This is a genomic window from Mycobacterium sp. GA-1841, from assembly GCF_001954135.1.
Classification (GTDB): Bacteria; Actinomycetota; Actinomycetes; order Mycobacteriales; family Mycobacteriaceae; genus Mycobacterium.
On the sequence record NZ_MBEQ01000081.1, the window covers coordinates 55094 to 77085 of the forward strand.

The 21992-nt window shown below is 67.5% G+C and carries 23 protein-coding genes; 14 read left to right on the forward strand and 9 right to left on the reverse strand.

Annotation, left to right across the window (positions count from 1 at the left end; all coding sequences use genetic code 11):
• Nucleotides 1-126: 126 nt before the first annotated feature.
• Both A5740_RS19525 and A5740_RS19530 read left to right on the forward strand, forming a co-directional pair.
• Entirely contained in the window at nucleotides 127-1188 is a 1062-nt protein-coding gene (locus A5740_RS19525) for a catalase family peroxidase (protein WP_254849256.1), read from the forward strand.
• On the forward strand, nucleotides 1185-1751 hold the full coding sequence (locus tag A5740_RS19530; RefSeq protein WP_371454774.1) for a cytochrome b: 567 nt from the start codon (nucleotides 1185-1187) through the stop codon (nucleotides 1749-1751). The genes A5740_RS19525 and A5740_RS19530 overlap by 4 nt, the downstream gene beginning before the upstream one ends.
• Nucleotides 1752-1755: 4 nt before the next feature.
• Here A5740_RS19530 and A5740_RS19535 read toward each other — a convergent pair whose 3' ends face one another.
• The gene (locus A5740_RS19535; protein WP_076196703.1) at nucleotides 1756-2703 is read right to left on the reverse strand and encodes an alpha/beta hydrolase; all 948 of its coding nucleotides are present in this window, start codon (nucleotides 2701-2703) and stop codon (nucleotides 1756-1758) included.
• Between A5740_RS19535 and A5740_RS19540 the strand changes: the two genes are divergently transcribed.
• Both A5740_RS19540 and A5740_RS19545 read left to right on the forward strand, forming a co-directional pair.
• The gene (locus A5740_RS19540) at nucleotides 2702-3424 is read left to right on the forward strand and encodes a lysoplasmalogenase (protein ID WP_076196704.1); all 723 of its coding nucleotides are present in this window, start codon (nucleotides 2702-2704) and stop codon (nucleotides 3422-3424) included. The genes A5740_RS19535 and A5740_RS19540 overlap by 2 nt on opposite strands.
• Nucleotides 3421-5421, forward strand: coding sequence for a primosomal protein N' (locus tag A5740_RS19545; RefSeq protein ID WP_076196705.1), 2001 nt, complete (start codon nucleotides 3421-3423; stop codon nucleotides 5419-5421). Before A5740_RS19540 ends, A5740_RS19545 begins: the two co-directional genes overlap by 4 nt.
• A 389-nt stretch (nucleotides 5422-5810) precedes the next feature.
• Here the strand turns inward: A5740_RS19545 and A5740_RS19550 are convergent, their stop codons facing one another.
• The 5 genes from A5740_RS19550 to A5740_RS28510 are packed head-to-tail and all read right to left on the reverse strand — an operon-like array spanning nucleotide 5811 to nucleotide 8384.
• Nucleotides 5811-6056, reverse strand: a complete 246-nt coding sequence (locus tag A5740_RS19550; protein WP_076196706.1) for a hypothetical protein — start codon at nucleotides 6054-6056, stop codon at nucleotides 5811-5813.
• Entirely contained in the window at nucleotides 6053-6568 is a 516-nt protein-coding gene (locus tag A5740_RS19555; protein ID WP_076196707.1) for a group III truncated hemoglobin, read from the reverse strand. The genes A5740_RS19550 and A5740_RS19555 overlap by 4 nt, the downstream gene beginning before the upstream one ends.
• Before the next feature lie 12 nt (nucleotides 6569-6580).
• Nucleotides 6581-7066 carry a hemerythrin domain-containing protein gene (locus A5740_RS19560; protein WP_076196708.1) on the reverse strand — a complete coding sequence of 162 codons (486 nt, stop codon included), beginning with the start codon at nucleotides 7064-7066 and terminating at the stop codon, nucleotides 6581-6583.
• Nucleotides 7063-8073, reverse strand: a complete 1011-nt coding sequence (locus A5740_RS19565) for a Rieske (2Fe-2S) protein (protein WP_083654270.1) — start codon at nucleotides 8071-8073, stop codon at nucleotides 7063-7065. Before A5740_RS19565 ends, A5740_RS19560 begins: the two co-directional genes overlap by 4 nt.
• A 44-nt stretch (nucleotides 8074-8117) precedes the next feature.
• A complete protein-coding gene (locus A5740_RS28510) occupies nucleotides 8118-8384 on the reverse strand; it encodes a hypothetical protein (RefSeq protein ID WP_139335236.1) in 267 nt (88 codons plus the stop codon).
• 110 nt (nucleotides 8385-8494) lie between these two features.
• Between A5740_RS28510 and A5740_RS19570 the strand changes: the two genes are divergently transcribed.
• The 6 genes from A5740_RS19570 to A5740_RS28515 all read left to right on the forward strand — a co-directional run bounded on the left by A5740_RS19570 (nucleotide 8495) and on the right by A5740_RS28515 (nucleotide 14298).
• Complete coding sequence (locus A5740_RS19570; protein WP_076196711.1) at nucleotides 8495-9817, forward strand: aminotransferase class I/II-fold pyridoxal phosphate-dependent enzyme; 1323 nt, start codon at nucleotides 8495-8497, stop codon at nucleotides 9815-9817.
• A 125-nt stretch (nucleotides 9818-9942) separates the two neighbouring features.
• Nucleotides 9943-10872, forward strand: coding sequence for a methionyl-tRNA formyltransferase (gene fmt / locus A5740_RS19575; RefSeq protein WP_076196713.1), 930 nt, complete (start codon nucleotides 9943-9945; stop codon nucleotides 10870-10872).
• A complete protein-coding gene (locus A5740_RS19580; protein ID WP_076196715.1) occupies nucleotides 10869-12278 on the forward strand; it encodes an RsmB/NOP family class I SAM-dependent RNA methyltransferase in 1410 nt (469 codons plus the stop codon). Before fmt ends, A5740_RS19580 begins: the two co-directional genes overlap by 4 nt.
• A gap of 5 nt (nucleotides 12279-12283) precedes the next feature.
• On the forward strand, nucleotides 12284-12961 hold the full coding sequence (gene rpe / locus A5740_RS19585) for a ribulose-phosphate 3-epimerase (RefSeq protein ID WP_076196717.1): 678 nt from the start codon (nucleotides 12284-12286) through the stop codon (nucleotides 12959-12961).
• Between the two features lie 14 nt (nucleotides 12962-12975).
• Nucleotides 12976-13959: a bifunctional diaminohydroxyphosphoribosylaminopyrimidine deaminase/5-amino-6-(5-phosphoribosylamino)uracil reductase RibD gene (gene ribD / locus A5740_RS19590; RefSeq protein ID WP_076196760.1), complete on the forward strand. Its 984-nt coding sequence runs from the start codon at nucleotides 12976-12978 to the stop codon at nucleotides 13957-13959.
• A 153-nt stretch (nucleotides 13960-14112) separates the two neighbouring features.
• A complete protein-coding gene (locus tag A5740_RS28515; protein ID WP_139335237.1) occupies nucleotides 14113-14298 on the forward strand; it encodes a hypothetical protein in 186 nt (61 codons plus the stop codon).
• A 5-nt stretch (nucleotides 14299-14303) separates the two neighbouring features.
• Here A5740_RS28515 and A5740_RS19595 read toward each other — a convergent pair whose 3' ends face one another.
• Complete coding sequence (locus tag A5740_RS19595) at nucleotides 14304-15983, reverse strand: MFS transporter (protein ID WP_076196719.1); 1680 nt, start codon at nucleotides 15981-15983, stop codon at nucleotides 14304-14306.
• Complete coding sequence (locus tag A5740_RS19600) at nucleotides 15983-16696, reverse strand: LppX_LprAFG lipoprotein (RefSeq protein WP_076196721.1); 714 nt, start codon at nucleotides 16694-16696, stop codon at nucleotides 15983-15985. The genes A5740_RS19595 and A5740_RS19600 overlap by 1 nt, the downstream gene beginning before the upstream one ends.
• 267 nt (nucleotides 16697-16963) lie before the next feature.
• Here A5740_RS19600 and A5740_RS19605 point away from each other — a divergent pair, with 267 nt between their 5' ends.
• From A5740_RS19605 to A5740_RS19620, 4 genes are all read left to right on the forward strand, one after another.
• A complete protein-coding gene (locus A5740_RS19605) occupies nucleotides 16964-17572 on the forward strand; it encodes a riboflavin synthase (RefSeq protein ID WP_076196723.1) in 609 nt (202 codons plus the stop codon).
• Between the two features lie 162 nt (nucleotides 17573-17734).
• Entirely contained in the window at nucleotides 17735-19063 is a 1329-nt protein-coding gene (locus A5740_RS19610) for a bifunctional 3,4-dihydroxy-2-butanone-4-phosphate synthase/GTP cyclohydrolase II (RefSeq protein WP_076196725.1), read from the forward strand.
• Nucleotides 19060-19539: a 6,7-dimethyl-8-ribityllumazine synthase gene (gene ribH / locus A5740_RS19615; protein ID WP_076196727.1), complete on the forward strand. Its 480-nt coding sequence runs from the start codon at nucleotides 19060-19062 to the stop codon at nucleotides 19537-19539. The genes A5740_RS19610 and ribH overlap by 4 nt, the downstream gene beginning before the upstream one ends.
• 7 nt (nucleotides 19540-19546) lie before the next feature.
• The gene (locus tag A5740_RS19620; RefSeq protein ID WP_076196729.1) at nucleotides 19547-20008 is read left to right on the forward strand and encodes a PH domain-containing protein; all 462 of its coding nucleotides are present in this window, start codon (nucleotides 19547-19549) and stop codon (nucleotides 20006-20008) included.
• 10 nt (nucleotides 20009-20018) lie between these two features.
• On the opposite strand, the gene A5740_RS19625 is transcribed toward A5740_RS19620, so the two are convergent.
• Nucleotides 20019-21983: a gamma-glutamyltransferase family protein gene (locus A5740_RS19625; RefSeq protein ID WP_083654272.1), complete on the reverse strand. Its 1965-nt coding sequence runs from the start codon at nucleotides 21981-21983 to the stop codon at nucleotides 20019-20021.
• Nucleotides 21984-21992: the final 9 nt, after the last annotated feature.

Genomic DNA, 21992 nt, shown 5'->3' on the forward strand with positions numbered 1-21992 from the left:
CGTTGCCGTCGTTGGCCATGATCTCGGTCCACTCACCAGCCCATGTCGCGCGCCCCGAATGAACGTTCCGCGCCCGCATTTCGTTTCACACTGGACAGAGTCCAGACGCGAGAGGGTGCGACCACGATGGAACTGAGCCGCAGGGGAGCGTTGCTGGGATTGACCGCCATGGGCGGTGTAGCGGTCGCCGCGGTGGGCGGACTTGGTGAGGCGGCGGGCTGGCTGCGTTCTGACGCGCTGACGCCGGACCGGTTCGCCGACCGGTTCGAGCAGGTGGCCGGCCGTCACGAGGGATTTCGGCGCAACCACGCCAAAGGGCTGGCGGCAACCGGAACGTTCACCAGCAACGGTGCCGGTGCCCAGGTGAGCCGGGCCGCCGTGTTCACACCGGGCACAGTGCCTGTGGTGGGCAGGTTCTCGCTGTCGGGTGGGTTGCCCGATCAACCTGACAAGAACGACACCGTCCGAGGTCTGGGCCTGGTGTTCGAGCTTCCCGATGGCCAGCAGTGGCGCACGGCGATGATCAACATCCCGGTGTTTCCCGACGCCACACCGCAAGGCTTCTACGACCGCATGTTGGCGTCGCGGCCCCAGCAGCAGACCGGGAAGCCCGACCCCCAGGCGATGGCGGCGTTTCTGGCCGGTCACCCGGAAACCGCCGCGGCGATGAAGATCATCAAGCAGAGCCCACCGAGCGCCGGGTTCGCCGACAGTACGTACCACGGCCTCAACGCTTTTCGCGCTACCAATGCTCAGGGCGAGACCACGGAGATCCGCTGGGCAGCTGTGCCGCTAGAGCACGAACAGCCCGCCGCACGGCCGCCGAGCGAGGACAAGAACGCTCTATTCGACACACTGATCGACACGGTGGCGCGCGGACCGGTCAGTTGGAAGTTGATCCTCACGCTGGCCGACCCGACCGATCCCACGCACGATGCCACCCTTCCGTGGCCACCGGACCGACCGACGATTGACGCGGGCACCATCACCATCGACGCCGTCCACACCGAGGGGCCCGGCAACGCCCGCGACGTGAACTTCGACCCACTCGTGCTGCCTGACGGCTTGGCCGCGGCCGACGATCCGTTGCCGCGCGCACGGTCAGCGGTGTATGCCCGCTCGTTCGACCGCCGCGCCCGAGAACCCAAGTCTCCCAGCGCAGTCGTCGTCTCCGGGGGAGCGCAGTGAGCACTCCGACCGCACCACCGATCATTAAGTTCAATCTGGCGGCCAGGCTGCTGCACTGGTCCATGGCGGTCATGGTGATCGCGCAGTTCTTCATCGGCGTGACGATGATCGCCGCGCTCACCTACTACCCGCTCCTGCTGGCGATCCACCGGCCGCTGGGCATCGCGATCCTGGTGTTCGCGATCGTGCGACTGGTCAACCGGGTCTCCCGGCGACTGCCGCCGTTCCTCACCACGATGGGCCCGGTGGAACGCCGCGTCGCCAGCTACTCCGAATATCTGCTGTACGCCCTGCTTTTGGCGCAGCCGCTGATCGGGTGGGCGATGGTGTCGGCTGCAGGCTCTCCGGTCGTGTTGGCCGGGGCGCTCCACCTGCCGGCGATCGCCCCGCACAACATCACCCTGTACGCGGCGTTGCGCACCGCCCACACCGTGGCGGCGTACCTGCTGTTCGCGACATTCACCGCACACATCTGCGCGGTGTTGTTCCACACCGTCGGCCTGCGCGACGGGCTCATTCGCCGAATGTCGTTGTGGCCCGCCAGAAGCGAACCGCCCAATTAGCCGCTCAGGCGTGTAGCGCCTCACGAAGTGCGGCCACCGCCCGCTCGAACGCCTCGGTAGCGGCCGGAACCACGCCAGCATAACCGATGTACCCGTGCACCAGCGACTCGGCATTGTGCAATTGCACCGGAACGCCTGCGGCGGAGAGCATCTCGGCGTACCGGATGCCATCGTCGCGCAACGGGTCATGCCCGGCCACCGCAATATAGGCCGGCGCAAGTCCGGACAGGTCGGCCGCACGGGCCGGTACCAGCGTCATGGGCGGATCGGACAGATCGACGTGTCCGGCATACCACCGGGAGAAACCCGCGACGGCGTCGAGCCCGAGGATCGGTGCCTGGGCGTTCTCGGTGAACGACGGCAGGCTGGTGTCCCAGGTGGTGGCCGGGTACCAGAGCAGCTGGAACCGCAGCGGGGGAGCGCCGGCGTCGCGCGCCAGCAGCGCCACCACCGCGCTGAGGTTGCCGCCCGCCGAATCGCCGGCAACCGCCATGCGGTTGCCGTCGACGTCGAGTTCGGCGGCGTGCTCGGCCACCCATTGCGTCACGGCCCACACGTCGTCGACCGCGGCCGGGTACGGATGTTCCGGCGCCAGCCGGTAATCCACCGAGACCACGACGGCGTCAGCGCCCACGGCGTGCTGGCGCGCGGTGCCGTCGTAGCTGTCCAGATCACCCAGCGACCAGCCGCCGCCATGGATGAACACCACGACCGGCAACGTCGTCCCGCTCGGGTTCGGCGGCCGGTACACGCGCACCGGGATCGGGCCGGCCGGGCCCGGGATCTCACGGTCGGTGACCTCGACCTCGGGATGGACCGGCGGCCGGGGGATATCACTGAACTGACGCCGGGCCTCCTCGACTCCGATGTCAGTCGATAGTTGGAATGGCACGACCTCCAGTACCTTCTGCAGGATGGAATCGACAGCCGGTTTCTTGTCAGCAACGGACATGCCGACACCGTACGCACGGCGCCGCACGGTGTGGTTGTGGGGCTCTGCCGTGCTCGTCGGCGCCGCCTACGGCATCTTCTTACTGGTGGTGGCGCTACGGTCGCCGGCCGGTGTGGCGCTCACCGGCCAGTTCTTCGCCCAGCCCGCGGTCAAAGCGCTGCCCGCACTGCTGTTGGCCGCGGCCGCGTGGTCCCATCCGATCGTGCGGGAACGCCGCTGGCTGGTCGGTGCGCTGGTGTTTTCCGCGCTCGGTGACTTCCTGCTCGCCATCCCATGGTGGCAGCCGTCGTTCGTCGGAGGGCTGGGCGCCTTCCTGGTCGCCCACCTGTGCTTCCTGGGTGCGCTCGTGCCGCTGGCCCGACGGAGCCCGGCCCGGCTGGCCGCCGTCGGGCTCACCATTGCCGCGTGCGTCGCCTTACTCGCGTGGTTCTGGCCCCGACTGCTCGAGCAGGGAATGGCGGTTCCGGTCACGGCCTACATCACCGTGCTCGGGGCGATGGTCTGTACGGCCCTGCTCGCCCAACTGCCCACGTGGTGGACCGCGGCCGGAGCGGTGTGTTTCGCCGTGTCGGACACGATGATCGGGATCAGCGAGTTCATCCGGGGTGACCAACTGTTGGCGGTGCCGATCTGGTGGGCCTACGCAGCCTCGCTGATGATGATCACCGCCGGCCTGTTCTTCGGCCGGACGTCACCGCCGTCTGCTGAACTGACGCGGTGACGATCACCCGCCGCGCCGCCTCGCATGAACCGATCGCGCGGGTGCTTCCACTTCTCACGGTGCCGCACCTGGATCGGGAGTTTGACTATCTGGTGTCGGAGGAGCAGTCCGACGACGCTCAGCCGGGCGTGCGGGTCCGGGTGCGCTTCCACGGCAGGCTGGTCGACGCGTATCTCCTGGAACGGCGCTCCGATACCGACCACACCGGCAAGCTGGGCTGGCTCGATCGCGTGGTGTCACCAGAGCCGGTGCTCACCCCTGAGATCCGTCGGCTCGTCGACGCCGTCGCGGCCCGCTACGCCGGCACCCGCGCCGACGTCCTCCGTCTGGCGGTGCCGCCGCGTCACGCCCGGGTGGAGAAGCAGACTCCGCCCGAACTGGAACCAGCTGCGGCCGTTCCCGTCGACACCAGCGCCTGGACCCGCTATGGCCGCGCCGAACAGTTCCTGACCGCCGTCGGTGAAGGCCGGGCCGCGCGGGCGGTGTGGCAGGCCCTGCCGGGGGAGAACTGGGCACGACGGCTGGCCGAGGCAGCCGCGGTGGCGGTGAACACCGGCCTCGGCGTGGTGGCCGTGGTGCCCGATCAGCGCGACGTGGACGCGCTCTACGCCGCTGCAGCCGAACAGGTGAACGAATCCCGGGTGGTCGCGTTGTCGGCCGGATTGGGTCCCTCGGCCCGCTACCGGCGCTGGCTCGCGGCGCTGCGGGGACAGGCCCAGGTGGTGATCGGAACCCGCAGCGCCGTGTTCGCCCCGGTGGCCAATCTCGGATTGGTGCTGGTGTGGGACGACGGCGACGACAACCTCGCCGAGCCGCGTGCGCCCTACCCGCACGCCCGCGAGGTCGCCATGCTGCGTGCCCATCAGCTGCGGTGCGCCGCGATCATCGGCGGCTACGCCCGCACCGCCGAGGCGCAGGCGTTGGTGCGCACCCGCTGGGCCCACGATGTGGTGGCGGCCCGGCCGGTGGTCCGCGCCGCCGCTCCGAGAGTGGTCGCGTTGGAGGACAGCGGCTATGCCCAGGAACGCGACCCGGCTGCCCACACCGCCCGGCTGCCGTCCATGGCGCTGCAGGCGGCCCGCGCGGCGTTGCAGGCGCAGCATCCCGTGCTCATCCAGGTTCCTCGCCGCGGGTACGTGCCCGCGCTTGCCTGCGCGCGGTGTCGCGCGGTGACCCGATGCCGTCATTGCACCGGCCCACTGGCGTTGCCGGATCGGGGCAGCGCGGCCGCGGAATGCCGCTGGTGCGGTCGGGCGGAGCCCGCATTGCGTTGTGCGCGTTGTGGTTCGGATGCGGTCCGAGCGGTGGTCGTGGGAGCCCGCCGGACGGCCGAGGAGTTGGGCCGGGCCTTTCCCGGTACGTCGGTGATCACCTCGGGGGGCGATGCCGTGGTCGGTGTGGTGGGGAATGGACCGGCCCTGGTGGTCTCCACACCCGGGGCAGAACCCGTGGCCGACGGCGGTTACGGTGCGGCTCTGCTGCTCGACGCGTGGGCCCTGCTCGGTCGGCAGGATCTACGGGCCGCCGAGGACACGATGCGGCGGTGGATGGCCGCGGCGGCGTTGGTGCGGCCCCGCGCCGACGGCGGTGTGGTGGCCGTGGTGGCGGAGTCGGCGATCGCCACCGTGCAGGCGCTGATCCGATGGGACCCGGTGGGGCATGCCGACGCCGAACTCGACGGCCGCGGTGAGGTCGGACTGCCTCCCGCCGTGCACATGGCGGCCATCGATGGGACGACGGAAGCAGTCGAGGCGCTGCTGGAAACCGCGCAACTGCCCGACGTCGCGGAAACCCTCGGCCCGGTGGAACTGCCGGCGGGGGCGCGCAGGCCACCCGGGGTCGATGCCGACGCCGAGGTGAGCCGGATGCTGGTCCGGGTACCGCGCGACGGGGGCCTGGAGCTGGCGGCAGCGCTGCGGCGGGCCACCGCGGTGCTCAGCGCCCGCAAGGATCAGCAGCCATGTCGCATCCAGATCGACCCGTTACACATTGGCTAGTTCAGCAAACACGTTGCGACCGGCAGCTCAACGGCCCGGCAGACCGCGCTCTTCCTCAGGTAATTCGACAGGACCGGTCATATCGGGCGTCGCCTTCGCGAGCGCAGGACCCCCTGCGCGCTGGGTGACCGTCACCCCGGTCCTCATCGGACCGCCGGGAATGTCGCTGCGCGACACTGTATTCGCTGCACCTGCCGTACCCAGTGCCGCAAGGGTGATTCCGGCGATGACCGCCGAGATCCGAATCTGTCTTTGTGACACGATTTCCACCTCCGGATTGCACGCTGAGACCACGGCGACAACCGACCAACCGCGTTGTCACGGGCCTGGGCTGCCAGACCGTCAAGTTCGTCTCAGGCAAAGTTGTAGTACTGGTACCTCGTCAGTGCTCAGGGGCGGCTGCGCGGACGTTGACGAGTGTGGTCGCGGACGACGATCTTTCTGTGGCGTGCGCTGGTGTCGACTTTGGGAGCCTCGCCCTGCTGCTGCACCCGGTGGATCCAGTCGAGTTGGTCGATGCTGGCCGGCGCCGTAACAGAGGCGGAAGTCGCCCTCGCCCTGGGGCTCACGCCCAGCAGTCCACCGACGACCAGGGCACCGGCAAGGACTGTCGCGCGGCCTATGAATTTCCTCATTTCCCGTCCCTTCCGATGGGGTCGACAATTTCAGCAGCGCCGCTCGACAGCAGCATGTTCTCGAGCACCGGTGAATTCGATCCGGTGATGCGTGAGTAGAGAATGCAGCCCATCTGAGCACCGATGAATTTGGCCGTCGCCGCCGTTCTGCCGACGAAGAGTTCATCGATGGTCGCCTGCCAAAGCTCGATCCAGCGCTGAAAATCACTGGCTTGCAGTCGATGTAGCGCATTGAGTCGCAGATGCACCTGCAGCGAGTCTTCTCGGTACCGCGCGGTGTGGAACAGTTTGGTGTCCCAATAGTCGACGATTTTCGATAGGTGGTGCTCCAGTTCGCCGAACCGGAGCTCCACAAAATACTTGAACAAAATTTCATCAGAGAGGGCTCTGTTGTAGAAGATGCGGGCCAGCTGTTCGATGTCCGAGCGGTCGACGATTTCCCGCCGGCGGTCAGTGGGCACGGCGCCGACGACGGGAATACTGGTGCTTGGCCATGTGCTGAGGCCTTCCATTTCGGCCGGACCTCAGAAGGCTCGGAGCAGCATTGCGCGAGCCCTGACGTGGAGCTTCTCGAAGGGGGAGGTGCGCAGGCGCTCCATGCGCATCGTCATTTCCAGCCCAAGTCGTTCCAACTGGTCGTCGGTGAAGTGGATAGGAAGCGGCGGCGGGATGAGGTCGCGCTCTTCTTCGGTGGCATGAGCCAGCAGAACTGTCATGAAGCTCTGCCATTCATCCTGGTAATCCGGAGATTCCGGTGGGGTGCGCAGTGCAACGGCCAGCTGGTCGTAGATCTGTCGATGTTCGGCGTGTGCGATGGCGATGAGGTCGCCGGCGGCTGTGAGTGCCGGATAGTAGATGTCGTCCTCTATGCGCATGTGGATGTCGAACTCCAGCAGAAGCCGGTCGATGCACGCCTGCCGCGCGGTTGTGCCAGGGGAGGCGGCCAGCATTTGTTCACCGAGGTGGTGCAGCAGCTCGTGATGTTCGATCAGTACGTCGTAGGCATTCATAGTGTGGTCTCCTTGTCATCGGAGAGGTACGTATCGGTGAAGCATGCGTCGATGACGTCGGTGTCGTAGTCGACGGGCTGCTCGGACGTGGCGCGCACCTCGATCACCCCGTTTCTGATCCTGGCCTGATAGCAGGGCAGCGGGGCTGAGGCCGGGCCGCGCACCACTTCGCCGGATTCGGAATCGAATTGCGAACCGTGCCAGGGGCATACGACGCGTCCGCGGTCCAGCCAGCCGTCCGCCATGGGGGCGGCCAGGTGCGGGCAGAATTCTCCGACTGCGCGGATCTCGTCGTCCGACCGGAACATGACGACTCCGACGTTGTCCACCTCGACACGGTGTAAGCCCGTGTCCGGCAGTGAATCCTGGGGCATCACGGCGACCCACTGCGGGGATTCCAGTTGGGGTCCGGACTGGTCTGTGCCGACTTTGGATGCGAACACCAAGTGACCACCCAATACGCCACTGCTCATGGAGAGCGCGTAGCCGGCGCAGCTGATGAGCGCAGCTCGCAGGTGATGTCGGCGTCGGCGTTCAGTCCAGGACAGCGCGTACATCGCCGTGGCGGTGAGGTTGAGCATGCCGTGGACCAACCCGATGCGGCGGTCCTGCTCGTGTGTGTGTTGCCAGTCGGTGGTCCCGGTGACGGCCGCACCGAGGTTGGCCAAGATTCCCAGGGCCAACGTGTGCTGCGCCAGGTGCGACGCATCGATGGTGCGCGTGCGTCGCCCGACGGTGAACTGGTACGTGTCCAGGGCGACGGTGGCGCTGAGCACACCGCTGGACAGTGACGCCAGTGGCGGGTGCACGGGGTGCCCCAGCCACACGCCGTTGAGGGCGTTCGTGACCTGGTTACGGGCACCGCCGAAGGCATTGAACCCGAAGGTCAAGACATTCTCGAGCCGATAGCTGGGACGGTCCAGCCAATCTTGATCTCCCAGCCAGGTCACCAGCTGTGTTCTGCGACGACTGATCGGGCGTTTGGCGCTTCGACGACGATCGGACATGAATTGGTCCTCCAGTTCTGTGCTCGGTGGGTTGGTGGGTGTTCTCAGAGCGGCACGTTGGGGTGGTCGCAGAAGGAGCGCGAACTAAGAGGTAGGGCGGCTCTGATATCCCGCCGTGCAAGCTGGTCGGCTCCGTTGGGAAGCCATCGATCACCGCCGGTGACGCAATAGGTCGCGCCTTCGCATTCGCTGTTCGGCAGGCTGTCCGCCGACGGCGCGAGGTCATGGATGTCGCAGAAAATCGCGGCGAGGGTCGCTGCCGACGCGGCAGCCACACAGATCTTGATCGATGTCATTTGCTGGAAAGCCATCAGATTGCTCTCTGGGATTCATGAAGTAGTTACCTTTGTGAAACTAACATGGTTTGTCATAGGACAAAATATGTCGGTGGTCACAAGGGGTGCCCGATAGGGTGCTTCCTGTGAGCGGGATCAGCGGTTCCACGGCCAACGCGATCGCGGAAAGCATCCGCGACCTGGTGCTGCGCGGTGACTTCGAACCTGGGTTCGTGCTGCCGCCGATCCGGGCGTTGGCTGCGGATCTGGAGGTCAATCGCAACACCGTTGCGGCCGCATACCGTCAGCTGGTTGCGGCAGGCGTGGCGGAAGGGCAGGGGCGCCTCGGGACCGCGATCGCGAGGATTCCAGAGGTTGACACCGAACATCAGCTCGAGCCGAGTCTGGCGGATCTGGCCAGCGGCAACCCGGATCCTGATTTGCTGCCTGATCTGCGAAACGCGCTCGCGCACATGTCATATCAGCCACCGCTTTATGGATCATCGCCGATCACCGCCGACTTGTCGGCGGTCGCCGCCACCCTGTTCGACGGTGACGTCCCTGCCGCCGAGATCGTGGTGACGCACGGCGCGGTGGACGCGGTCGAGCGTGTTCTCAACAGTTGCCTGACCCGTGGAGACACAGTGGCCATCGAAGATCCCTGTTTTCTGGCCAGCATCGGGACGGTCCGGCTCAACGGGTACCGGCGCGCCCCGGTTCCTCTTGACGATCACGGCATGACACCCGAGGGATTGCGCGCTGCCCTCGTCGATCGCCGTGCGAGGGCCGTGATCCTGACGCCGCGGGCGCACAATCCGACGGGTGCGAGCCTCAGTGGTTCACGTGCCGCGGAATTGCGGGCGGTCCTGGCGGAATATCCGGAAGTCCTTGTGATCGAAGATGATTACCTGTCGATCGTCTCGTCGGCGAAGTATCACCGGGTCACGCCCGAGACGACCAAGCACTGGGCGCTGATTCGCTCGTTCGGCAAATCTTTGGGACCCGATCTGCGCCTGGCGGTGGTGGCCACCGATGTGCAGACCGCACACATTCTCGGTGCGCGTCTACGTGCCGGGAAGGACTGGGTCAGCCACTTGCTGCAGGCTGTGGTGGCTCGGCTGATGTCGGACGCCGAGGTGATCGAGGGCGCAAAACATGCCCGCGATGTCTACGCCAAGCGGAGTGCCATGCTGGTGAAGTCTCTTGCGGAAAAAGGTATTTCGGTATTCGGCAATCCAGATGGTCTGAACGTGTGGATCGATCTACCCGACGCCAACAGTGTGAGTACGGTCGTCGCGCGCTTGGCGCAGGCAGGTTGGGCCGTGCAGTCCAGTCAGCTTTTCGCGGTGGACCCGTATCGACCCAGGCACGGTATCCGGGTCACCTCGGCGACCATCGACCGTCGGACCGCCGAAAAGTTCGCGACCGAACTCGCGGAGATCCTCGACTCGTTGGGAGTCCCACGCTGACGTCTTGCCGAGATGGGCGGGGGGCACGAACGAATCACCGTTGTAGCCCCGTATTCGCCTGCCGGCTCGAAACTGGTATCTGGTCGCATTAGGGGAGCGGCGACCTGGCTCCTTAAACTGGTGCGGTGCGTCTTGTTTTTGCCGGAACCCCAGAGCCCGCCCTCCCGTCGTTGCAGCGGCTGATCGACTCGCCCCGTCACGATGTGGTCGCGGTACTGACCCGGCCCGACGCCGCGGCCGGGCGGCGCGGCAAGCCCGCACCCTCACCGGTCGCGAAGCTGGCACTTGAGCACGACATCCCGGTGCTGCGGCCGGCCAAGCCCAATTCCGACGAGTTCATCGCCGAGCTGACCGAGCTGGCACCCGACTGCTGTGCGGTCGTGGCCTACGGCGCACTGCTGAGCGAACGGCTGCTCGCGGTGCCCCGGCACGGCTGGGTCAACCTGCACTTCTCGTTGCTGCCGGCCTGGCGCGGGGCGGCGCCGGTGCAGGCCTCGCTGGCAGCGGGCGAAGAGGTCACCGGAGCGACCACGTTCCTGATCGAGCCGGCGCTCGACTCCGGTCCCGTCTACGGCGTGGTCACCGAGCGGGTACGCGACACCGACACGGCGGGCGAACTGCTTGGGCGGCTTGCCGATTCGGGCGCCGCCCTGCTGGAGTCGACCCTGGACGGCATCGCCGAGGGGGCGTTGACCGCAGTGCCGCAACCGGCCGACGGCGTGAGCCTGGCACCCAAGATCACCGTGGAGTCAGCCCGGGTTCGCTGGGATCTGCCCGCCCACGTCATCGACCGGCAGATCCGTGCGGTCACCCCGAATCCCGGTGCCTGGACGATGATCGGGGACCTGCGCGTCAAGGTCGGTCCGGTCACGGTGGAGCCATCGGATATTTCGTTGGCGCCGGGCGAAATCCGCGTCGAACGCAACGCGGTGCTCGTCGGTACGGGCTCGCAGGCGGTGCGGCTCGGGCAGATTCAGCCGCCGGGCAAGAAACTCATGACCGCCGCCGACTGGGCCCGGGGTGCGCGGCTCGACGAATCGGTGCGCGCATCATGAACCGGCCCTCGAACCGCCCGAACCGCACGCCGCAACGCAACCGTCAACATCGCCGCACCCCGCTGGATCCAGCCCGTCGGGCCGCGTTCGATGTGCTGCGCGCGGTAACCGAACGCGATTCCTACGCGAACCTGGCCCTGCCCGCGCTGCTGCGGGAGCGGGGGATCGAGGGCCGCGACGCCGCCTTCGCCACCGAGCTGACCTACGGCGCCTGCCGGACCCAGGGCCTGCTCGACGCCGTCATCGCCGCAGCGGCCGGTCGTCCGACCGAGCGGATCGATCCGGTGCTGCTCGATCTGCTGCGCCTGGGCGCCTACCAACTGCTACGCACCCGGGTCGAGCCGCACGCCGCGGTGTCCACCACCGTCGAACAGGCCGGTATCGAATTCGATACGGCCCGAGCCGGTTTCGTCAACGGTGTGCTCCGGACCATCTCGCGTAGCACGGAACAGGAATGGATGGAGCAGCTGGCGCCGCCGGCATCCACCGATCCGGTCGGACACGCCGCATTCCTGCACGCGCACCCGCGGTGGATTGCTCAGGCCTTCACCGACGCGCTGGGAGCCAGGGCCGGTGAGCTCGACGCGCTCCTGGCCAGTGACGACGAACGGCCTGTGGTGCACCTGGCGGCGCGACCCACGGCCATGACGGCCGCCGAACTGGCCGAGCAGGCCGACGGCACCGTCGGCCGGTACTCGCCGTATGCGGTGTACCTCCCCGGCGGTGACCCGGGACAGCTGGCAGCGGTGCGCAACGGTGCCGCCCAAGTCCAGGACGAGGGCAGCCAGTTGGTCGCCCGGGCACTGACATTGGCCCAACTCGACGGACCCGACAACGGCCGCTGGCTCGACCTGTGTGCCGGCCCGGGCGGCAAGACCGCACTGCTGGCCGCCATCGGTGCGGCCTCGGGGGCCAAGGTCACCGCGGTCGAACCGGCGCCACGGCGCGCCGATCTGGTCGACGAGAACACCCGAGGGCTCGACGTCGACGTGCACCGCGTCGACGGGCGGGAATCCGGCCTGGTACCCGGATTCGACCGTGTCCTCGTCGACGCGCCCTGCACCGGGTTGGGGGCGCTGCGCCGTCGTCCGGAGGCCCGGTGGCGACGCCGGCCCGGCGATGTCCCCGGCCTGGCGAAACTGCAGCGCGAACTGCTCGCCGCTGCCATCGCGCTGACCCGTCCCGGCGGAGTGGTCCTCTACGCGACCTGTTCACCGCACCTGGCCGAGACGGTCGGGGTCGTGGCCGACGCCGTGCGCCGGCATCCGGTGACCCAGCTGGACACCCGGGAGTTGTTTGCCCCGGCCGACGACCTCGGCGACGGACCGCACGTCCAGCTGTGGCCGCATCGGCATGGGACCGATGCGATGTTCGCGGCGGCTCTGAAAGTCGGGAAAGTAGGCTGACCGCCATGGCAGAACCCCTGATCGCCCCGTCCATCCTGTCCGCCGACTTCGCGCGGCTGTCCGATGAGGTCGCCGCGGTGGCCGGGGCCGACTGGCTGCACGTCGACGTGATGGACAACCACTTCGTGCCCAACCTCACGTTGGGCTTGCCGGTGGTGGAGTCCCTGCTCAAAGTCACCGATATCCCGATGGACTGCCATCTGATGATCGAGGAGCCCGAGCGCTGGGCCCCGCCCTACGCCGAGGCCGGTGCCTACAACGTCACCTTCCACGCCGAGGCGACCGACAACCCGATCGGGGTGGCCCGCGACATCCGCGCCGCCGGCGCGAAGGCCGGGCTGTCGGTGAAACCGGGCACCCCGCTGGAGCCGTACCTGGAGATCCTCAAGGAATTCGACACCCTGCTGGTGATGTCGGTCGAGCCCGGGTTCGGCGGACAGAAATTCATCCCCGAGGTGCTCGCCAAAGTGGGCACCGCGCGTCGCCTCGTCGACGCCGGCGAGCTCACCATCGTCGTCGAGATCGATGGGGGTATCAACGCCGACACCATCGAGCAGGCGGCCGAGGCGGGCGTGGACTGCTTCGTCGCGGGTTCGGCGGTGTACAGCGCGGCCGATCCGGCCGCCGCGGTGAAATCCCTGCGCCGGCAGGCCGCCACCGCGTCCAGACACCTGACGCTGTGACGCCCGAGACGGCGATGCGGCTGGCCATCGAGCAAGCCGAACTCGTCAAAGGCACGACCTATCCCAATCCGCCGGTCGGGGCGGTGATCCTGGACGCCGACGGCCAGGTGGCCGGCGTCGGCGCGACGCAACCGGTCGGTGGCCCGCATGCCGAGGTGGTCGCCTTGCAGGCGGCCGGTGATCGGGCCAAGGGCGGCGCGGCCGTCGTCACCCTGGAACCGTGCAACCACTACGGCCGAACTCCGCCGTGCGTGGATGCGCTTCTGGCAGCTGGGATTTCGACGGTCACCTATGCCGTGTCCGACCCCAACCCGGCAGCGGCCGGCGGCGCGCAACGGCTGGTCGACGCGGGCGTCACCGTCAGCCCCGGTGTGCTCGCCGACGAGGTCGAGCAGGGCCCGTTGCGGGAATGGCTGCACAAGCAGCGCACCGGATTGCCCCATGTCACATGGAAATTCGCGACCAGCGTGGACGGTCGCAGCGCAGCCGCCGACGGGTCCAGTCAGTGGATCACCAGCGAGGCGGCGCGGGCCGACGTCCATCGTAAGCGGGCGGTGGCCGATGCCATCGTGGTCGGCACCGGGACGGTGTTCTTCGACGACCCGACGTTGACCGCACGGAATGCCGACGGCACGTTGACGGCGCATCAACCGTTGCGTGTAGTGGTGGGGATGCGCGAGGTGTCGCTGGATGCCAATGTGCTCAACGACGATTCGCACACCATGCTCATCCGCACCCACGATCCGCACGAGGTGATGCGTTCACTGGGGGACCGGACCGACGTGTTGCTGGAGGGCGGGCCGACGCTGGCCGGTGCGTTCCTGCGCGCCGGTGTGGTCAACCGGATCCTGGCCTATGTCGCACCGGTTTTGCTGGGGGGCCCGATCACGGCGGTCGACGACATCGGCGTGCCCAGCATCACGCACGCCCAGCGATGGCGATTCGACGGCATCGACGCCATCGGTCCCGATGTGCGACTGAGCCTCGTACCCAACTGAGAGGCATCTCGCAGCAGAGGGACAGTCCTGATTAGGGTGCCCTAAGTTAGGCTCGTTGCATGCCGAGCGGAAGCGGCAGTGATCGGTACACTCGTACCAGAGCGTGTTCACTGCCGAATATGCGCCGGGTGAACACGAGCAAAGGACACGAGCATGACTGCACTGCAGGACTGGCTCACCATCCCGACATCAGCCTCGAGAACGATGGCGTCCCGAATGATGGCCCCTCGCACGATCCGAGCGCTGGTGCGCGCCCCGTTACGGATCGCGCTGCCCGGTCGGCCGGTGCCGGCCGACCGGGAGCCACGCTTGCTGAACCCCGGGGTCGAACGCTGCTGAGCGGATCAGCTTGAGCGGTGGCGTCCAGGCGGTTCCTTGGGCAACTGGACCGTTTCGTCGCCGCTCTGGACCGGCAGCGCCTCCGTCGCCGCGTACAGCTGCCCGGTGGAGAACTCACCACTATCGCCGCCCGCGTCGTCGGGCTCGGCGGGCTCTGTGACCACAGCGTCGGCGTGCTCACGGCGGCCACTGATCAGCAGGCCCAACAACGCCCCGACCACACACACCACTGCCGCGATCTCGAAGATGTCGCCGTACATCATCACGTAGGCCTCGCGATACCGCACGGCCTGCGCGGTCAATCGTTCGGCCAGCGTCATGGTGCGTGAGCTGTCGGCGGCGGCCAGGGTGGCCAGATGCTGGTTGAACCGGTAGAAGCCCCACGCCGACAGCGAGGCGATGCCGATGAGCATGCCGATCATGCGGGCCACCACCACGGCCGCCGACGCGATGCCGTGCTGCGCGTCGGGCACCACGCGCAACGTCGCCGAGGTCAGTGGGCCGATCACCAGGCCCAGCCCCAGGCCCACGATGGCCAGATCGGTGTCGAGTGTCGGCAGGCTGAACAGCATCAGGTTGTGCCGGGCGGCCTCCACGTCGACCGACCAGTGCGAGACCAGCAGGAAGCCGCCGGCGGCGATCAGCAGACCGAGGAACGCGACGATCCGGTCGCCGAATCGGGTGGCCAGCCAGCCACCGATCACCGCACCGATCGGCAACGCGATCAGGAAGTGCAGCAACAGGAACGCCGCGTGGTTCTGGTCTTTGCCGAGCACGCCCTGCCCGAACAGCTCGACGTTCACCAACGTGACCATCAACGCCGCACCGGCACACAGCGAGGCTGCCAGCGCCGCCAGGAACGGGCGGAAATGGATGCCGGCCGGCTCGATCAGGCGGGTCTTGGCCACCTTCTCCCAGGCGAAGAACGCCACCGCGGCCACCAGGGCGCCGATCAGTACCGGAAGGCCCCAGCTGGGCAGCACCTGCTTGCCGTCGGGTTCGGGGTTGTAGAGACCGACGACGGCCAACCCCAGGGCGATCGCGAGGAGCACCCCGCCGATCACGTCGACCTTCTCCGGCGGCTGGTCGCGGTCTCGGGACGGCAGGCTGAAGTGGATCAGCACCATCGCCAGCACCGCCAGCGGCACGTTGACCCAGAACACCGCCTGCCAGTGGTGGAACAGCCAGACCAGCCCGATGCCGTACATGGGACCGAGCACCGCGCCGAGTTCCTGCGCGGCCCCGACCCCGCCGAGCACCCCGGCCCGGTTACGGGCTGACCACAGGTCGGCCGCCAGGGCCAGCGTGACCGGCAGCAGCGCGCCGCTGGCCGAACCTTGGATGACGCGACCGATCACCAACGGGACCAGGTCGGTGGACAGCGCGGTGATCACCGAGCCGATCGCGAACCCGCCGAGGCCCACCTGGAGCAGCATCTTGCGGCCGAACCGGTCGGAGGCCCGGCCCAACAAAGGCATGGCCGCGATGTAGCCCAGCAGATAGCCGGTGATGATCGGCGTGACCTGCTGAATCTGATTGATCGCGATGCCGACATCTCGCATGATGTCGACCATGATCGTGATCACCACATAGGTGTCGAGCGCACCCAGCAGCACCGCCAGGCTGCCCGCGCCGATGGCGATCCGGCGATTTCCCCGGGAGGTCAGCGTCTCCGCGCCCTGCATCAGGAACCAGGCTTGGTGACGGTGACCTGCTTGCCCCAGTCGGACAGCGTCATGGTGATGCTGGTGTCGGGCTTGGGCTCGATCTTGGCCTGCAGGAGGGAATGGTCACCGTCTTCGGCGATCCAGGCGGTGGCCGGGACCTGCCCGCTGGCCTCCAGCTGCGGTGCGATCTTGTTGACCGCGTCGGCGCTGACCGTGCCGGTCACCCGGACCCCCTCGGTGCCGTTGATCGACTCGCGGTCCTCGGCCTTCGCGTCGCTGAAGCTCGCCAACAGGTTGGACAGACCGGTCTCCGGGTTCAGGATCGCCGAGACGTCATAGATGTCGGCGGCCGGACCGTAGGAGGACAGCGGATCACCGGGGGTCAGGGCGGCGAACAGCTCACCGTCGGCGACGACGAACTTGGCGTCGGAAATCTTCTGACCCATGAAATTGAGGTTCACCGTGCCCTGCGCGGCGACCGCCGGGGTATTGGTGAGGTCGCCTTCGAGCTTTTCGATCGGCAGCCGCTTGATCTCGCCTGTCACCCCCAGGTTCAGGTGCACACTCTGGTAGGCCTTCGTGGTCGCCGAAGACTCCTGGAGCAGCGTGGCTGCATCGGGCAGGGGCTCGGTGGATTTCTCCGGTGACGACGAACAACCGGCGACCAGGGCGCCGGTGGCCAAGACGGTGGCGAGCAGGGACTGGACAGCGAAGCGTGGGCGCGTCTGCATGACTGCATAGTAGAGGTTGGTCGCGCACGGTTGTTTTATCTGAATGCATCCACCGCCGATCGGCCGAGGTCGCCCGCCTGCTGGTCGTTTGCTGTCGAGGCCGCCCGCCGGCGATATGGCCAGCTGTCGGCGTCAATATCGATGATGCACGGTAATCGCTTGTCCCGCAATAGTTTTGCGGTGGCTCTGCGCTGGGCATGCGGGGTGATCCCGCAGCCGGCCGGCGGGTGGCGCGCCGGCCTGTGCGCTGGCGTCTAACCTGGTGACGTGTTCACCGGAATCGTCGAAGAACTCGGTGAGGTCGTCGACAAACAAGACCTCAGCGACGCCGCCCGATTTGTCATCCGTGGTCCGGTGGTGACCTCCGATGCCCGCCACGGCGATTCGATAGCGGTCAACGGCGTGTGCCTGACAGTGGTAGAGGTGCTGCCCGACGGCAGCTTCAGCACCGATGTGATGGCCGAGACCCTGACCAGGTCGAGTTTGGCCGCGCTGTCGGCCGGGTCGGCGGTGAACCTGGAGCGCGCGGCCGCGGTCAACAGCCGCCTGGGCGGCCACATCGTGCAAGGACACGTCGACGGAACCGGTCAGGTCGTGGCCCGTAACCCGTCGGAGCACTGGCAGGTGGTCCGCATCTCGATGCCGGCGGCGCTGTCGCGGTATCTGGTGGAAAAGGGCTCGATCACCGTCGACGGGATTTCGCTGACGGTGTCGGCGCTGGGCCGCGACGATTCCGGTGACTGGTTCGAGATCTCACTGATCCCGACCACCCTGGCGTCGACCACGTTGGGTGAGGCCGCGGTGGGCACCCCGGTCAACCTCGAGGTCGACGTCATCGCCAAATACGTCGAACGGCTGTTGAGTCACCGGGACTGACCCCTCGTCCCTTGGCCGCCGCAGCCCTGACCAGACCGAATATCGCCCGCGTCACATCCAGGCGGGCCCACGGGGATCAATCGGCCGCAGCCCATGGTTCATACTGGAGTCGGCACCTGGTCCGCATCGGGACCAGGCATTCGAACAGGCAAGGTGGCGCAGATGACCAGGCTCGATTCCGTCGAGAGGGCGATAGCCGATATCGCGGCGGGCAAAGCCGTGGTCGTGATCGACGACGAGGACCGCGAGAACGAGGGCGATCTCATCTTCGCGGCCGAAAAGGCCACCCCCGAGCTGGTTGCGTTCATGGTCCGCTACACCTCCGGTTACCTGTGCGTGCCGCTGGATGGCGAGATCTGCGACCGGTTGGGCCTGTTGCCGATGTACGCGGTCAACCAGGACAAGCACGGCACCGCCTACACCGTCACGGTGGACGCGAGAAAAGATGTGGGAACAGGCATCTCGGCGTCGGACCGGGCCACCACGATGCGTGCCCTGGCCGATCCGTCGGCCGTTCCCGACGACTTCACCAAGCCCGGCCACGTGGTTCCGCTGCGCGCCAAGGACGGTGGCGTGCTGCGCCGCCCGGGACACACCGAGGCTGCCGTGGACCTGGCCCGGCTGGCCGGGCTGCAGCCGGCCGGCGCGATCTGCGAGATCGTCAGCCAGAAGGACGAAGGCGACATGGCGCGCACCGACGAGCTGCGGGTCTTCGCCGATGACCACGACCTGGCCTTGATCTCGATCGCCGACTTGATCGAATGGCGTCGCAAACATGAAAAGCACATCGAGCGCATCGCCGAGGCGCGGATACCGACCAAGCACGGTGAGTTCGTCGCGGTGGGCTACAAGAGCATCTACGAGGACGTCGAGCACGTCGCGCTGGTGCGCGGTGACATCTCCGGACCGGTCAGCGACGGCCACGATGTCCTGGTCCGGGTGCACAGCGAGTGCCTGACCGGCGACGTGTTCGGCTCGCGGCGCTGTGACTGCGGCCCGCAGCTGGATGCGGCGATGGCGATGGTGGCGCGGGAAGGCCGCGGCGTTGTTCTCTATATGCGCGGGCACGAGGGCCGCGGTATCGGCCTGATGCACAAGTTGCAGGCCTATCAGTTGCAGGACGCCGGCGAGGACACCGTCGACGCCAACCTCAAGCTCGGCCTGCCTGCCGACGCGCGCGATTACGGCATCGGAGCTCAGATCCTGGTCGATCTCGGTATCCGGTCCATGCGGCTGCTGACCAACAACCCGGCCAAGCGGGTCGGCCTCGACGGCTACGGGCTGCACATCATCGAGCGGGTTCCGTTGCCGGTGCGGGCCAACTCGGAGAACATCCGCTATCTGATGACCAAGCGTGACCGGATGGGCCACGACCTCGTCGGGTTGGAAGACTATGACGAAGCGGTGAGCATGGACGACTACGACGAGGCGGTGTACCTGCTGGGTGACCGCAGGCCGTCCGGCACGACCGATTCGGGCTCGAGCCTGTGAGTGGCCACGGCGTCCCGGATCTGCCTCAGGTCGACGCCTCGGATGTGAAATTGGCGATCGTGGCCAGCACCTGGCACACCACCATCTGCGATGCGCTGCTGGACGGTGCGCGCAAGGTCGCCGCTGAGGCCGGGATTGCCGAGCCGACGGTGGTGCGTGTACTCGGTGCCATCGAAATTCCCGTGGTGGCACAGGCTTTGGCGGCCACGCATGACGCGGTGGTGGCGTTGGGTGTGGTGATCCGCGGCCAGACCCCGCATTTCGACTACGTGTGCGATGCGGTGACGCAGGGCTTGACCCGGGTCTCGTTGGATGCGGCCACCCCGGTCGCCAACGGCGTGCTCACCACCGACAACGAGCAGCAGGCCCTCGACCGGGCCGGCCTGGCGGATTCCAGCGAGGACAAGGGCGCACAGGCGGCGGCGGCGGCGCTGTCCACGGCGCTGACGTTGCGGGAACTGCGCGCCAACGCGTGACACACAGATGACTGACAACAAATCTGCGGACAGCTGGGATGTCGATATCCGTCCTTACCGCACACCGTATTTCGCCTATGGCGCGGCACTGATCATCTTCGTCGCGCACGTCGCGGTCGGTGTGTTGTTGAAGGTGGGCTCCACCGGAGTGGTGTTCCAGACCTCCGACCAGGTGGCGATCGCCTTGCTGGGGGCGATCATCGCCTGCGCTGTGCTGGTGTTTGCCCGGCCCCGGCTGCGGGTCGGTCCGGCCGGAATGGCGGTGCGGAACCTGGTCAGCTTCAAGGTGATTCCCTGGTCCGAGGTGGTCGGGGTGGAGTTCCCGGCCGGGGCCCGCTGGGCCCGGCTCGACCTGCCCGACGACGAGTACATCCCATTGATGGCCATCCAGGCGATCGACAAGGAGCGGGCCGTGGCGGCCATGGACGACGTCCGCGAGCTGATCGAGCGTTACCGCCCCCAGCCCTGATCCCGCCCGGTCAGCCGGCGTCGCCGAGGACCATGCCCTCCCGGCGCGGGTCGGCACCGCCGATCCAGCCCGATGTCGTGCGCACCAGCGCCGAAAGCCCGCTGGACTGATCGGCCAGTGACACCTGATGTCCGAGTGCCCGCAGACCTTCCACCAGTTGGTCACGGTCGCCGTTGGCGACCGTGTCGACCGACGGGTGCTCCCCGCCGACATTGGTGACGGGTGTGTTGGCCGCGCCGAAGTCGATCATCGACACCGCCTGTTGCGGATCGAGATTCCAATCCATGACGCCGACAAGCGTTTTCACCACGAATTGGATGATGACAGCCCCGCCAGGGGAGCCCAGCACCGCATACACCGGCCCGCGCCTCGGGCCCGCCATGTCGAACACCACGGTGGGCGCCATGGTGCTGCGGGGACGTTTACCGGGCTGAACGCGGTTGGGGATCGGACGTCCTTCGACGCTGATCGGCTCGGCGGAGAAGTCGGTGAGCTGATTGTTGAGCAGGAAACCGTCGACCATGTGGAACGAACCGAATGCGGACTCGATGGTGGTGGTCAGTGACGCCGCATTGCCGAAACTGTCGATCACGCTGATCTGGCTGGTGCCGTGCTCGGGAGCGGGCGGGACGGTGATCGGTGGTGCGAAGTCACCGGGTGCGGCTACGCCCATCGTGTGGGCCCGGGAGATCAGGGCGGCGCGGCCGGTGAGATAGGCGCCATTGAGCAGGGTTTGCGGAGAGCCGCCGGGCAACGGCACGAAATCGGTGTCGGCGACGTAGCGGTCGCGGTCGGCATAGGCCAGCCGTTCGGCCTCTGAGATCAGATGTACCCCGGTCACCGAAGGGTGACCGCCGTTGAGGTCGAGCCGGGTGGGTTTGTAGTCGCTCATCGGGAAGTGTTCGAGCATGCCGAGGGTGGCGGCCACGGCGATGCCGCCCGACGATGGTGGTGGCATGCCGCAGATCTCGCGTCCGCGGTAGCTGGTGCAGACCGGTTCGCGTTGTCTGGCCCGATAGCCGGCGAGGTCCTGCTCGGTCATGGTGCTGGGGGTCCGGCCGCCGGCGGTATCGGTGGCGGCGGCCACGATCGCCCGGGCGATATCGCCGGTATAGAAGGCCTGGGCTCCCTCGGACGCGATGGCGCCCAGCGTTTTTGCGTAGGCCGGATTCGTCATGCGGGTGCCCACCGGCTTCGGGCTGCCATCGGGGTTGAGGAAATACTCACCGGCGGCGGGGTCCAGCCGGAGTTGTGGGGCGGCGTCCTCGATCGCCGCAGCCAGGCGTGGGCTCACGTCGAATCCACGGTCGGCGATCGTCACGGCGGGGTTGAACAGGTCGCGCCAGGCCTTCTTGCCGAACTGGCGGTGGACGTCGTCGAGCAGTCGCACGATGCCGGGCACTCCGATGGAACGGCCAGACGAACGTGCGTCGGGCTTGGGTGGTGTGTGGTCGGTGTCGGACACCCAGCGCAGGTAGTTCTCGGTAGCTGCGGCCGGTGCGGTTTCGCGTCCGTCAAACGCACGGAGCGCGTTGCCCGCCGCGTCGTAGTACAGCAGGAAGCCACCCCCGCCGAGACCGGAGGCCTGCGGTTCGACCAGACCGAGCACGGCCTGCGCGGTCACCAGGGCGTCGGCGGCCGTCCCGCCGTCGCGCAACACCTTGCACGCGGCTTCGGACGCCAGGGGATTGGCGGTGGCCACCACATAGGTGGCGGTGCGCACGGCGGTCATGTCGCTGCGGTAGCCGGTGCCGATCTCGGGAGTGGTGGCCAGATCGCGGGTGGGCTTCGGCGACGGTGGCACGGACGGGGCCGGAGGTGGGGGTTTTGCCGTCGGCGTGCCGTTGGACAGCATCTGGCACGGGCCGGCGCCGGTCCTCGCCTGGCGCCCACCGCCACCGGCGCATCCGGCGAGGATCACTGCGATGACACTGAGCAGGGCGATGACCGTACGCGTGGACGCCAGCAACCGCACAGCTCGACG

Excerpts from the sequence above, each read along its gene's own strand:
- A5740_RS19525 (WP_254849256.1), top strand. The coding sequence starts at position 127 with ATGGAACTGAGCCGCAGGGGAGCGTTGCTGGGATTGACCGCCATGGGC.
- A5740_RS19540 (WP_076196704.1), top strand. The coding sequence starts at position 2,702 with ATGCCGACACCGTACGCACGGCGCCGCACGGTGTGGTTGTGGGGCTCT.
- ribD (WP_076196760.1), top strand. The coding sequence starts at position 12,976 with ATGCGGCTGGCCATCGAGCAAGCCGAACTCGTCAAAGGCACGACCTAT.
- A5740_RS19560 (WP_076196708.1), bottom strand. The coding sequence starts at position 7,066 with ATGAATGCCTACGACGTACTGATCGAACATCACGAGCTGCTGCACCAC.
- rpe (WP_076196717.1), top strand. The coding sequence starts at position 12,284 with ATGGCAGAACCCCTGATCGCCCCGTCCATCCTGTCCGCCGACTTCGCG.
- A5740_RS19620 (WP_076196729.1), top strand. The coding sequence starts at position 19,547 with ATGACTGACAACAAATCTGCGGACAGCTGGGATGTCGATATCCGTCCT.
- A5740_RS19555 (WP_076196707.1), bottom strand. The coding sequence starts at position 6,568 with ATGGAAGGCCTCAGCACATGGCCAAGCACCAGTATTCCCGTCGTCGGC.
- A5740_RS19600 (WP_076196721.1), bottom strand. The coding sequence starts at position 16,696 with ATGCAGACGCGCCCACGCTTCGCTGTCCAGTCCCTGCTCGCCACCGTC.
- A5740_RS28510 (WP_139335236.1), bottom strand. The coding sequence starts at position 8,384 with ATGGCTTTCCAGCAAATGACATCGATCAAGATCTGTGTGGCTGCCGCG.
- A5740_RS28515 (WP_139335237.1), top strand. The coding sequence starts at position 14,113 with ATGACTGCACTGCAGGACTGGCTCACCATCCCGACATCAGCCTCGAGA.
- A5740_RS19535 (WP_076196703.1), bottom strand. The coding sequence starts at position 2,703 with ATGTCCGTTGCTGACAAGAAACCGGCTGTCGATTCCATCCTGCAGAAG.
- A5740_RS19550 (WP_076196706.1), bottom strand. The coding sequence starts at position 6,056 with ATGAGGAAATTCATAGGCCGCGCGACAGTCCTTGCCGGTGCCCTGGTC.
- A5740_RS19580 (WP_076196715.1), top strand. The coding sequence starts at position 10,869 with ATGAACCGGCCCTCGAACCGCCCGAACCGCACGCCGCAACGCAACCGT.
- A5740_RS19565 (WP_083654270.1), bottom strand. The coding sequence starts at position 8,073 with ATGTCCGATCGTCGTCGAAGCGCCAAACGCCCGATCAGTCGTCGCAGA.
- A5740_RS19610 (WP_076196725.1), top strand. The coding sequence starts at position 17,735 with ATGACCAGGCTCGATTCCGTCGAGAGGGCGATAGCCGATATCGCGGCG.
- A5740_RS19595 (WP_076196719.1), bottom strand. The coding sequence starts at position 15,983 with ATGCAGGGCGCGGAGACGCTGACCTCCCGGGGAAATCGCCGGATCGCC.